This is a genomic window from Cellulomonas citrea (genome assembly GCF_009829685.1).
In the GTDB taxonomy this organism is placed as follows: domain Bacteria; phylum Actinomycetota; class Actinomycetes; order Actinomycetales; family Cellulomonadaceae; genus Cellulomonas; species Cellulomonas citrea.
Genome location: NZ_VWSD01000090.1, coordinates 1 through 12,238, shown reverse-complemented (window position 1 = coordinate 12,238; position 12,238 = coordinate 1). Strand labels below are relative to the sequence as shown.

The following is a 12,238-nucleotide window of genomic DNA, read 5'->3' as shown; positions in this document are numbered from 1 at the left end:
CGACGACGGGCCGGACAGCGCGACGGGCCCCGGCGCAGTGCCGGGGCCCGTCGCGGGGTCGGTCAGCGGTGCTCGGACGCGCTCGCGGACGAGTCCTGCGCGGTCCGCGTCGCCGAGTCGTGCTCGAGCGCGAGCTGGTACGCCTCAGGCTCGATGGGCCCGGTGCGGTCCACGCGTGCGGCCCGCACCCGGGAGATGATGACGGCGCCGAACGCCACCATCATCGCCAGGATCGCGATGAGCAGCCGGGCCGGCTGGTTGGCGTTCGCCCCGGCCGAGATCTGCACGACGGCCGGTGCGATGAGCAGCGCCACCAGGTTCATCACCTTGATGAGCGGGTTGATGGCCGGACCCGCGGTGTCCTTGAACGGGTCACCCACGGTGTCGCCGATGACGGCGGCCGCGTGCGCCGGCGAGTTCTTCCCTCCGTGGTTGCCGTCCTCGATGATCTTCTTGGCGTTGTCCCACGCCCCGCCGGAGTTGGCCAGGAACACGGCCATGAGCACACCGGTGGCGATGGCACCCGCGAGGAAGCCCGCGAGCGGCCCGACACCGAGCCCGAACCCGACCGCGATCGGCGCGAACGCCGCGAGCAACCCGGGGGTAGCCAGCTCGCGCAGCGAGTCGCGCGTGCAGATGTCGACGACCTTGCCGTACTCCGGCCGCTCCGCGCCGGTCATGATGCCGGGGTGCTCGCGGAACTGGCGACGCACCTCGAACACGATGGCGCCGGCCGCACGGGTGACCGCGTCGATCGCCAGCCCGGAGAACAGGAACACCGTCGCCCCGCCCAGGATCGCCCCGACGAGCGTGACCGGCGAGATGATGTCGTACTGCATCATCGCCTGCACGATGTCGGGCAGCCCGTCGGTGCTCACCCCGCGCAGCGCGGTCTCCACGGCGTCCCGGTAGGAGCCGAACAGCGCGGTGGCGGCCAGCACGGCCGTGGCGATGGCGATGCCCTTGGTGATGGCCTTCGTGGTGTTGCCCACGGCGTCCAGGTCGGTGAGGATCTGGGCGCCCTCGTCGCTGATGTCACCGGACATCTCGGCGATGCCCTGGGCGTTGTCGCTCACGGGGCCGAAGGTGTCCATCGCGACGATGACGCCCACCGTGGTGAGCAGACCGCAGCCGGCCAGTGCGACGAGGAACAGCGCGAGCGCCACCGAGCCGTTGGCCAGCAGGAACAGCGCGCAGATGGCCGCCGCGATGATGCCGGCGGTGTAGACCGCGGACTCGAAACCGACACCGATGCCGGACAGCACCACGGTGGCCGCACCCGTGAGGGTGGTGCGCGCCACGTGCAGGGTCGGGTTGCTCGTGGTGCCGGTGAAGTAGCCGGTGAGCCACAGGATGATGCCGGCCAGCAGCACCCCGATGAGCACCGCACCGCTGGCGACCAGCCGCGGGTCGCTGAGCACGGGGATCCCCGCAGCGTGCCGGGTGAGGTCGGCGGTGCCTCCCGCGATGAGCGAGAACGAGGAAGGCAGGTACCAGAACGCGGCGGCCGCAGCCAGCACCACCCCGGCCACGGCCGAGGTGTAGAAGCCGCGGTTGATGGCGGCCAGCCCGCTCTCCGAGCCGCGCACCCGGGTGATGAAGATCCCGAGCGCGGCGACGAGGGCGCCGATGGTGGTGACGATGAGCGGGAAGACCAGCCCTTGTTCCCCGAAGGCGGCCTTGCCGAGGATGAGCGCGGCGACGAGCGTGACGGCGTAGGACTCGAACAGGTCGGCGGCCATGCCCGCGCAGTCACCGACGTTGTCGCCCACGTTGTCCGCGATGGTGGCGGCGTTGCGCGGGTCGTCCTCGGGGATGCCCTGCTCGACCTTGCCGACGAGGTCGGCACCGACGTCGGCCGCCTTGGTGAAGATGCCGCCACCGACGCGCATGAACATGGCGAGCAGCGCGGCGCCGAACCCGAAGCCCTCGAGCACACCGGGGGCGTCGAAACCGAACAGCAGCATGACGCCGGCGGCGCCCAGCAGGCCCAGCCCGACGACGCTCATGCCGACCACGCCGCCGGTGCGGAAGGCGATCTTCGCGCCGAGGGCACGTCCGCCGGGGCGGTTGGCGGCGGCGGCCACCCGGACGTTGGCCCGCGTCGCCAGCCACATGCCGAGGAATCCGATCGTGGCCGAGAAACCGGCTCCGAGCAGGAAGAAGATAGACCGCCCGAGCTTGATCCCGCCCTCGCCGGGCAGCAGCCACAGCAGGGCGAAGACGACCGCCGCGAACAGCGCCAGGGTGCGGAACTGCCGTCGCAGGTACGCGGTGGCCCCCTCCTGGACGGCCTGGGCGATCTCGCGCATCTTCACGGTGCCCTCGTCCGCCGCGAGCACCTGCCGGGCGAGCACCGCCGCCATCACCAGGGCGGCAACGGCGATCGCGCCGATGACGGCGACGACCGTCAGGCTGGTCGAGCTCAGCGCGGCATCGCTGCGGGCCAGATGCAGGCTCGTCGACACGAGCTGGTGCATTCATCCTCCTCACGAGGGGGACGCGCATCGGTGGGCGCCCCGGAGAGTCGATGGCCTCGTTGCCGACCGACCTGGGGAGTCTAGTGGGACCAACGACCCCGCCCACGGCGCTCCGTGGAGAAGAACGTCACATCTGCGCGGGCCCCGGCACACCCCTGGCAGGACGTTCGGACGCGACGCAGACACCCGGGGCCGCCGAGGTGTCGGTGGACCGCACGACGGCGCTGCCCGCACAATCTGCGGGTGGCCCATGACATGGCAGACGTGGCACGGCTCGCGGGTGTGAGCACGGCGACGGTCTCGCGTGCCCTGCGGGGGCTCCCCAACGTCTCGGCGCAGACCCGGGACCGCGTGCTCGCCGCGGTCGCGGAGCTCGACTACGTGCCGAGCCCGTCGGCCGCGTCGTTGGCCAGCGGACGCACCCGGACCGTCGGGGTGCTCACCCCGTGGGTGTCGCGCTGGTACTTCGGCCAGGTCATCGAGGGCATCGAGCGCACGTTGCACGCCGCGCACCTGGACGCGCTGCTCTACCAGCTGGACTCCGAGCGCTCGTCCGAGCCGCTGCGGTTCGACCCGTCGGCGCTGCACCGGCGGGTCGACGGGCTCATCGTCGTCGGCCTGCCGCTCGAACCGCGTGAGCTCGACGCCCTGGAGGACCTCGGCTACCCCATCGTCGGGATCGGTGCCGCGGCGCCGCGGCACGCGCACGTGCGGCTGGACGACGTGACGACCGCCCGGCGCGCGGTGGCGCACCTCGCCGACCTGGGCCACCGGACGATCGGGCTGCTCACCGGCAGCCGCGACGACAACATCGCGTGGTCGCCCGGCTACCAGCGCCGGGTGGGCTGGCGTGCCGAGCTCGACTCCCGCGGGCTCGAGCACGGGGTGGACCTGGAGTCCGACGGCGGGTTCTCGATGCTCGGCGGCCGGCATGCGGGGCACGTGCTGCTGCGCCGCCGGCCCGATGTGACGGGCGTCTTCGCGGCGTCCGACGAGATGGCGATGGGACTGCTGCTCGCCGCCCGCGACCTGGGCCTGCGCGTCCCGGAGGACCTGTCGGTGATCGGCGTGGACGGTCACGAGATGGACGAGGTGACCGGGCTGACGACCATGGCGCAGGACGCCCAGCAGCAGGGCGAGGCGGCGGCGCGGCTGCTGCTGGACCTGCTCGCGGGCCGGTCGGTGCCCTCGACGCACGTGTACCCGACGACGCTCGTCGTGCGGACGAGCACGGCCGCACCTAGGTTGGCATCGGCCCCGAGCCGGCCCTGACCTCGACCATCTCGTGACCGAACTGTGACCCGGTTTGGTGTTGCGGGCGATCGATGTAAGCGCTTGCATGGGATCAGCCGTCACGGAGGCGGATCAACCACATCGTCGTGGGAGGACATCGCATGGGTATCACCACCACCCGTCGGATCAAGGTCGCCTCGGCAGCAGCCGCGGGCCTGGCCCTGGTCCTGACCGGATGTTCCAGCGGGGGAAGCTCGGGCTCGAGCTCGGCCTCCTCCAGCGCCGACTGCTCCGCGTACTCGCAGTACGGGGACCTGTCCGGCAAGACCGTGACCGTCTACGCGGGCATCGTCGCCCCCGAGGACGCCGCGTACATCGAGTCCTTCAAGCCGTTCGAGCAGTGCACCGGCGCGAAGGTCGACTACACCGCAGACAAGAACTTCGAGACCCAGATCCTCGTCCAGGCGCAGTCGGGCAACGCCCCCGACCTGGCGATCGTCCCGCAGCCCGGTCTGCTCAAGCAGCTCGTGGCCACCAAAGCCGCCAAGGCCGCCCCGGCCGCCGTCGCCGCCAACGTCGACAAGTGGTGGGGCGCCGACTGGAAGAGCTACGGCACCGTCGACGGCACCTTCTACGCCGCCCCGTCGGGCGCCAGCGTGAAGTCGCTCGTCTGGTACAACCCGCAGAAGTTCAAGGAGGCCGGCTACACGGTGCCGACCACCCTGGACGAGATGGCGGCGCTCACCAAGAAGATCGCCGACTCGGGCCAGGTCCCGTGGTGCGCCGGCATCTCCTCGGGTGAGGCGACCGGCTGGCCGATCACCGACTGGATGGAAGACTTCATGCTCCGCATCGGCGGGCCGAAGGTCTACGACCAGTGGGTCAACCACGACATCGCGTTCAACTCCGCGGTGCCGACCGAGGCGCTCGACGGCGTCGGCGCCTACCTGAAGAACCCGGCCTACGTGAACGCCGGCTTCGGCGGTGTCGAGTCGATCGCCACCACGACGTTCCAGGACGCCGGTCTGGGCATCCCGACCGGTGACTGCTCCATGATGCGGATGGCGTCGTTCTACTCGTCCAACTTCCCGACCGACGGTTCGGTGACGGTCTCCAAGGACGGCAACGCCTTCGCGTTCTACCTGCCGGGCCAGAAGGCCGACGACCACCCCGTCCTCGGTGGCGGCGAGTTCTACCTCGCGTTCGCCGACCGTCCGGAGGTCCAGGCGTTCCAGACCTTCCTGTCGACCGACACCTGGGCCAACCTCAAGGCCAAGGCCAGCTCCTCGATCACCAAGGGCGGCTGGATCACGGCCAACAAGGGCCTGGACATCGCCAACCTGGTCAACCCGATCGACCAGCTCTCGGCCGGCATCCTGCAGGACCCGAACACGGTGTTCCGGTTCGACGGCTCGGACATGATGCCCGCGGCTGTCGGCTCCGACTCCTTCTGGAAGCAGTCGACCAACTGGATCACCGGTCAGTCGACCAAGGACACCCTCGACAAGATCGAGGCGTCCTGGCCGAAGTCCTGACCCCCTGACAGCCGGGCCCGGCCGCCGCTCGCGGCCGGGCCCGCCTGTCGCCCCTCACCCCTGCCCCGCCGCACAACCGGCCGGGTGTCCCGCACAACCGCACCGGCGCGTGCCGCGCCGGCCCTCGTCCCGGAGGTCCGATGCACCTCGCCGTCACCAACCTGTCCGACAGCGGGAAGCTGCTCCTGATGGTCGAGGGCCTGCTGGCCTTCGCCGTCGTCATCGCACTCATCCTCGGCATCGCGACGCTCGTCGAGCGACGCGGCGGCCGCAGGGTCGCGTGGCTGTTCGTGCTGCCGACGCTGTTCCTGCTGCTCGTCGGCCTCATCTACCCGACCCTCAAGACGATCCAGCGCTCGCTGTACGACGCGGGGGGGCAGCAGTTCATCGGCGTCGACAACTACCTGTCGATCTTCGCCTCGAGCGAGCAGCTCGTCGTGCTGCGCAACACGTTCCTGTGGGTGGTCGTCACTCCGTTCGTGGCCACCGCGGTCGGTCTGGTGTACGCGATCCTGGTCGACGGGGCCCGCGGCGAGGCGTTCGCCAAGTCGCTCATCTTCCTGCCGATGGCGATCTCGTTCGTCGGCGCCTCGATCATCTGGAAGTTCGTCTACGAGTACCGCCAGGCCAGCGCCCCGCAGATCGGGCTGCTCAACCAGGTGCTCGTCTGGTTCGGGCAGGAACCGCAACAGTTCCTCATCAAGTCACCGATGAACACGTTCTTCCTCATCGTCGTGATGATCTGGATCCAGGCCGGTTTCGCCATGACGATCCTGTCCGCCTCCATCAAGGCCATCCCGTCGGAGATCACCGAGGCCGCACGGCTCGACGGGGTCTCGGCGATGCAGATGTTCCGGTTCGTGACGCTGCCGAGCATCCGGCCGTCGGTCGTCGTGGTGCTCACCACGATCGCCATCGGCTGTCTCAAGGTCTTCGACATCATCCGCACGATGACCGGTGGCTCGTTCGACACCTCGGTCGTGGCCAACGAGTTCTACTCGCAGAGCTTCTCGGCCGGGAACCCCGGGCTCGGCGCCGCGCTCGCCGTGCTGCTGTTCGTGCTGGTCATCCCGATCGTCATCTACAACATCCGCCAGATGCGGGCTTCGGAGGGACAGTGATGACCACCACCACGCCGCCGCTCGATGCGGCCGTCGCCTCCCCGGTCAAGACGCGCCGCGGGCGCACCTCGGGCGAGATCGCCAAGAAGCAGCTCAGCTCGCCGTGGGCCTCGCTGGCCGCGGTCGTGCTCGCCGCGCTGTGGACGCTGCCGACCTTCGGGCTGCTCGTCACGTCGTTCCGGCCCGAGGCCGACATCAAGAAGTCCGGCTGGTGGACGTTCTTCACCAACCCGACGTTCTCGCTGGAGAACTACCAGAAGGTGCTCGGCGGCTCCGGCTCGGACAACCTCGCGCCGTACTTCGTCAACTCCCTGGTCATCACGATCCCGGCCGTGCTGGCCCCGATCCTCATCGCCTCGCTGGCGGCGTACGCGTTCGCCTGGATGGACTTCCGCGGCAAGAACTTCCTGTTCGTCACGGTGTTCGCGCTCCAGGTGGTGCCGATCCAGGTGACGCTCATCCCGCTGCTCTCGCTCTACGTGAACCTCGGCATCGCCGGGACCTACTGGGCGGTGTGGCTCTCGCACACGATGTTCGCGCTGCCGCTCGCGGTGTTCCTGCTGCACAACTTCATGCGTGAGATCCCCGGGGAGCTCATCGAGGCGGCCCGGATGGACGGCGCCGGCCACGTGACGATCTTCTTCAAGCTCATGCTGCCGATGCTCACCCCGGCCCTGGCCGCGTTCGGCATCTACCAGTTCCTGTGGGTGTGGAACGACCTGCTGGTGGCGCTCACCTTCGCCGGGTCGTCGAAGGCTGTCGCCCCGATGACGGTCGCGCTGTTCAACCTCACCGGGACGCGCGGCTCCGCCTGGCAGCTGCTGTCCTCGGGGGCGTTCGTCTCGATCATCGTGCCGGTGCTCGTGTTCGTCTTCCTGCAGCGGTACTTCGTGCGCGGCCTGCTCGCCGGGTCGGTCAAGGGGTAGTCGGTCGGGGCTGCAGGGCCCCAGCACCGCAGGAAGCACGGGCCCGGCCGCCACGGCCGGGCCCGTGCTGCGTGGTGCGTGGTGCGGCCCGAGCATCCCCGGGGCCTAGGTCCGGCGCCTGGCACCCGGCCCCGGGAGTATGGTTCAACCGTGGCTGAATCAATCAGGATTGAATCAAGCCCGGCTGACAGATCGGCCCGGGTCGACGCCTCGCTCGCCCTGCTCACCGCCGTCGCCGACCCGGTCCGCTGGACGGTGCTCGACCTGCTCCGCGACGGCACGCACTGCGTGTGCGACCTGCAGGCGCACGTCCCCGTCGCGGCCAACCTGCTCAGCTACCACCTCAAGGTGCTGCGCGACGTCGGCCTGGTCACCACCGCCCGGCGCGGCCGCTGGGTCGACTACACGCTCGCCCCCGACGCGCAGGACCGCCTGTGCGCAGCCCTGCCGACCGGCACGACCCGGGTCACGGCCACCGCTCGGTCGACCGCGGACGCCCGGTCGACCACCGGCACAGCGGTCGGGCCCGCACGGTCCGCGCGATGAGCCTCACGACGACCCCCGCCACCACCACCCCGGCCCGACGCTGGCTCACGGTGGGGGCCGCCGCGCTCGTCTGGGTCGTGGCCTACCGGCTCAACGAACCGCTCTGGGACTGGCTCGTCTACTCCGTGGGCGGGCTCGACCCGGCCTCCCGGATCGGCTCCGGCGTGCACTTCTTCGGCTACGACACGGTCAAGATCGTCCTGCTGCTCGTCGGCATCATCTTCGTCGTCACCGTGGCGCGGTCCTTCATGTCCGTCGAGCGCACCCGCGCGCTGCTCGGCGGCAAGCGCGAAGGCCTCGGCAACGTGCTGGCCGCCGGGCTGGGCGTCGTCACCCCGTTCTGCTCCTGCTCGGCGGTGCCCGCGTTCATCGGGTTCGTCGCGGCCGGGGTGCCCATCGGGGTGACGATGAGCTTCCTCATCGCCTCCCCCATGGTCAACGAGGTCGCGATCGCGCTGCTGCTCGGCCTGTTCGGGATCGGGCCCACGCTGCTGTACGTCGGCGCCGGGCTCGTCGTCGCGGTCGTCGGCGGGCTCGTGCTCGGCCGGCTGCACGCCGAGCGCTGGGTCGAGCCGTTCGTCTTCGAGACCCGGCTGCGCGGCCAGGTGATCGACTCCACCGTCGGGCTCAGCTGGGACGACCGGCTGGCGATCGGCCGCGAGGAGGTCGCCTCGATCCTGCGCAAGATCTGGCCCTACCTGCTCGTCGGCATCGGGCTCGGGGCGTTCATCCACGGCTGGGCGCCGGCCGACTTCTTCGCCCGGTACGCCGGGGCCGACAACCCGTTCGCCGTGCCGCTCGCCGTGCTGATCGGCGTCCCGCTGTACTCCAACGCCGCCGGGGTGCTTCCCCTGGTGGAGGCGCTGCACGACAAGGGGCTGCCGATGGGCACCCTGCTGGCCTTCATGATGGCCGTCGTCGCGCTGTCGCTGCCCGAGATGATCCTGCTGCGCCGGGTGCTCAAGCCCCGGCTCATCGCCGTCTTCATCGCCGTCGTCGCCGTCGGGATCGTCGCCGTCGGCTACCTGTTCAACGCCGTCCTGGCGTGACCCGTTCGAAGGAGAGCACCATGCACATCTCGATCCTCGGCTCCGGCTGCGCCAACTGCGTCACCCTCGAGCGAGTCACCCGCGAGGCGGTCGCCGAGCTGGGGCTGACCGCCGAGTTCGAGAAGGTCACCGACCCCGGCGAGATCGCCAGCTACGGCGTCATGCGCACCCCCGGTCTGGTGGTCGACGACCAGCTGCTGCTGTCCGGGCGGGTGCCCACCGCGGCCCAGGTCCGCGAGCTGCTCGAACCGCTCGTCACGGCCCGCTGACCCCAGCCGGCCCGCAGACCCCCGCCGCACCCAGAGAGCAGAGCCCGACGTTGTCCGAGCCCACCCCGTCCCCCGCCCCGGCACCGAGCGGCACCGACCCGGCCGCGCCGCCGCCCCCGGCACCGGACCGGCTGCGCGACCTGCACCCCGGCTGGTTCGCCGCCGTCATGGGCACCGGGATCCTCGCGGTCGCACTGGCGAACAACCCCGGCGACCTGCCCGCCCTCGTCGGTGTCACGCGGGGGGCCTCGATCGCGCTCGCCGTGCTCGCCTACACGCTCGCCGCGGTGCTCACGGTCGCCTTCGTCGCACGCTGGCTGGCGCACCCGACGGCGGCGCTCGCCGATCTGCGGCACCCCATGGTCGGCGGCCTGCACGCCACCGCACCCGGTGGGCTGCTCGTGCTCGCGGTCATGACCTCCGTCGTCGGGCCACATCTCATGGCGGCCGGTGCCGTGGTCGCCACGACCGCCGTGCTCGCCGCCGTCGGGACGACGCTCGCCCTGCTGGTCGCCGTCGCCTTCGGCTACACGCTGGTCGCCGGCGAGCGCCCCGCCGCCGCCACCAACGGCAGCTGGTTCATCCCGCCGGTCGTCACCGTCATCGTGCCGATGGCGATCGCCCCGCTGCTCGGCCACGTCGGGCCACAGGTGGCGCGGCTGCTGCTCTTCGTCGGGTACGCCTTCCTGGGGATGGGCTTCCTGCTCTTCCTGCTCACGCTCGGGTTGCTGCACGACCGGCTCGTCGAGCACCCGCTGCCGCCGGCCCCGCTCGCCCCCTCGTTGTGGATCGCGCTCGGCCCGGTCGGCGTCAGCGCCCTGGCACCGCTCGCGCTCGCCCGCGCCGGGCAGGCGGTCCTCGGCCCGGCGGCGGGCACCGTCCTCACGCTCAGCCTCCTCGTGGCGAGCTGCGTGTGGGGCTTCGGGCTGTGGTGGCTCGCCCTCGCGACCAGCCTGCTCGTCCGGTACCTGCGCGCCGGCGGCATCCCGTTCCACGTGGGCTGGTGGGGGTTCGTCTTCCCGCTCGGCGCCTACGCCGTGGCCACTCTCACCCTCGCCCGGGCGTGGGGCCTGCCCGCGGTCGAAGGGCTGGGTGTCGTCCTCGTGCTCGCCCTTGCTGCCGCCTGGGGCACCGTCATGGTGCGGACGGTCGCAGGGCTGCGCACCGGGCGTCTCTGGGCGCGCTGACCGCGTACCGGACCCGGCGGTGTGCCGGCGCCCGGACCTGGGGTAGACCAGAGCCATGGTGACGACCGACCCGCGCATCCGTGACCGAGCGCTCGGGGCGCTGTGGGGGTTGGCCGTCGGGGACGCGCTCGGGATGCCGACCCAGCTCATGTCCCGGCAGCAGGTCGTCGAGCGCTTCGGCACCCTCGACGGCTTCCGGCCGGCCGGCGCCGACCACCCGATCGCCGCAGGGCTGCCCGCAGGCCGCATCACCGACGACACCGAGCAGGCGCTGCTGCTCGCCCGGCTGCTGCTCGCGTCCGACGGGCACGTCGACCCCGCACGGTTCGCCCGCTTGCTCGTCGAGTGGGAGGACGACATGCGGGCGCGCGGCTCGCTCGACCTGCTCGGCCCCTCGACCCGCAACGCCGTCGCCGCGGTGCTCGCCGGCGTCCCCGTCGACCAGGCCGGCCGCACCGGGACGACGAACGGCGCCGCGATGCGGATCACCCCGGTGGGCCTGCTCATGGCCTCCGACGACCTGCCGGCCCTCGTCGACCGCGTCGTCGAGGCCAGCCTGGTCACCCACCACACCCAGCTCGCCATCGCCGGGGCCAGTGCGGTCGCGGCCGCGGTGAGCGCCGGGATCGACGGCGCCGACGTCCGCGCGACCGTGCCGGTGGCGATCGAGGCCGCCCGGCTCGGCGCGCAGCACGGCAGCTGGATCGCCGGCGCCCAGGTGGCGCGACGCATCGGCTGGGCGGTCGACCTCATGGACCCGGCGCGCCCGGGCGACGGGCTGCGCGACGTCGTCGAGCTGGTCGGCACATCGCTCGCCACCCAGGAGTCGGTCCCGGCGGCGTTCGCCGTGCTCGCCCTGTTCCCCGACGACCCGTGGCGGGCCTGCCTGGCCGCCGCGTCGCTGGGCGGGGACACCGACACGATCGCCGCCATGGCCGGCGCGATCGGCGGGGCGTGCCACGGGACGGCCGGGTTCCCCGCTGCGGCCCGCGAGACCGTCGCCACCGTCAACGACCTCGACCTGGCGGAGATCGCCGACGGCCTCCTCGCGCTGCGGCGGGCGCCCGGCCGATGAGCCCGATCACCCGGCTGGTGAGCGTCGGCAACGTCGTCATCGACGTGCTGGCCCGCATCGACGCGCTGCCCGCCCGGGGGGCCGATGTGCTCGCCACGGCCGGACGGCTCGAACCCGGCGGCGGGTTCAACCTCATGGTGGCGGCCCGACGTCAGGGCCTGGCCACCGCGTACGCGGGGACCGTCGGCACGGGGCCGCTCGGGGACCTCGCGCTGGCGGGCCTGGCCCGTGAGCAGATCGCCGTGCTGCTGGCCCCCGTACCCGACGCCGACACCGGCTTCTGTGTCGCGATGACCGATGCCGACGGCGAGCGCACCTTCGTCACCGTCGTCGGCGCCGAGGCCGCGCTCACGCCCGCCCGGCTCGACACCGTGTCGCTCACGGCGACGGACGCCCTCGCCGTCTCGGGGTACGGCCTGCTGCACCCGACCAACTGCGAGGCTCTCGCGGCACGGCTCCCCCGGCTTCCGGACGCCGCCACGGTGGTCTACGACCCCGGTCCTCTCGGGCACACCGCACCCGCTGCGGCCCTGGTCGCGGTGCAGGCCCGCACCGACTGGTGGACCGGCAACGCCCGCGAGGCGGCGCTCGCCACCGGGCTGACCGATCCGGCCGATGCGGCGCGGGCCCTGGTGGCCACCCTCACCCGCGGCCGGGTGGTCGTGCGCACCGGCGCGGACGGCTGCCTGCTCGCCGACCGGGACGGCACCGTGCGGCACGTCCCCGGCTACCGGGCCGACGTCGTCGACACCAACGGCGCGGGCGACACGCACACCGGGGCGTTCGTCGCCGCGCTCGCCGCCGGGCTCGACCCGCT

At 71.9% G+C, this 12,238-nt stretch carries 11 protein-coding genes; 10 read left to right on the top strand and 1 reads right to left on the bottom strand.

The annotated features are described in order from the left end of the window. Positions 1–62 precede the first annotated feature (62 nt). The gene (locus F2B26_RS10730; protein WP_159809176.1) at positions 63–2,480 is read right to left on the bottom strand and encodes a sodium-translocating pyrophosphatase; all 2,418 of its coding nucleotides are present in this window, start codon (positions 2,478–2,480) and stop codon (positions 63–65) included. Positions 2,481–2,735: 255 nt separating this feature from the next. On the opposite strand from F2B26_RS10730, the gene F2B26_RS10725 reads away from it, so the two are divergent. The 10 genes from F2B26_RS10725 to F2B26_RS10680 form a co-directional block, all read left to right on the top strand. Then, positions 2,736–3,752 (top strand): LacI family DNA-binding transcriptional regulator, encoded by a 1,017-nt coding sequence (locus F2B26_RS10725; RefSeq protein WP_159809174.1) that lies wholly within the window; start codon positions 2,736–2,738, stop codon positions 3,750–3,752. A gap of 122 nt (positions 3,753–3,874) precedes the next feature. Next, the gene (locus tag F2B26_RS10720; protein ID WP_159809172.1) at positions 3,875–5,248 is read left to right on the top strand and encodes an ABC transporter substrate-binding protein; all 1,374 of its coding nucleotides are present in this window, start codon (positions 3,875–3,877) and stop codon (positions 5,246–5,248) included. 140 nt (positions 5,249–5,388) lie between these two features. Next, positions 5,389–6,369: a carbohydrate ABC transporter permease gene (locus tag F2B26_RS10715; RefSeq protein WP_159809170.1), complete on the top strand. Its 981-nt coding sequence runs from the start codon at positions 5,389–5,391 to the stop codon at positions 6,367–6,369. Then, on the top strand, positions 6,369–7,295 hold the full coding sequence (locus F2B26_RS10710; protein WP_159809168.1) for a carbohydrate ABC transporter permease: 927 nt from the start codon (positions 6,369–6,371) through the stop codon (positions 7,293–7,295). The genes F2B26_RS10715 and F2B26_RS10710 overlap by 1 nt, the downstream gene beginning before the upstream one ends. A gap of 150 nt (positions 7,296–7,445) precedes the next feature. After that, a complete protein-coding gene (locus F2B26_RS10705) occupies positions 7,446–7,841 on the top strand; it encodes an ArsR/SmtB family transcription factor (RefSeq protein ID WP_235929610.1) in 396 nt (131 codons plus the stop codon). Beyond that, positions 7,838–8,890: a permease gene (locus tag F2B26_RS10700; protein WP_159809166.1), complete on the top strand. Its 1,053-nt coding sequence runs from the start codon at positions 7,838–7,840 to the stop codon at positions 8,888–8,890. The genes F2B26_RS10705 and F2B26_RS10700 overlap by 4 nt, the downstream gene beginning before the upstream one ends. 20 nt (positions 8,891–8,910) lie before the next feature. Next, complete coding sequence (locus F2B26_RS10695; RefSeq protein WP_159809164.1) at positions 8,911–9,159, top strand: thioredoxin family protein; 249 nt, start codon at positions 8,911–8,913, stop codon at positions 9,157–9,159. A 50-nt stretch (positions 9,160–9,209) separates the two neighbouring features. Beyond that, on the top strand, positions 9,210–10,346 hold the full coding sequence (locus tag F2B26_RS10690) for an SLAC1 family transporter (RefSeq protein ID WP_159809162.1): 1,137 nt from the start codon (positions 9,210–9,212) through the stop codon (positions 10,344–10,346). Between the two features lie 55 nt (positions 10,347–10,401). Continuing rightward, positions 10,402–11,421 carry an ADP-ribosylglycohydrolase family protein gene (locus tag F2B26_RS10685; protein WP_159809160.1) on the top strand — a complete coding sequence of 340 codons (1,020 nt, stop codon included), beginning with the start codon at positions 10,402–10,404 and terminating at the stop codon, positions 11,419–11,421. Then, positions 11,418–12,238: PfkB family carbohydrate kinase (locus F2B26_RS10680; RefSeq protein WP_159809158.1), on the top strand; the 821-nt coding region annotated here is incomplete at its 3' end. The genes F2B26_RS10685 and F2B26_RS10680, both read left to right, overlap by 4 nt.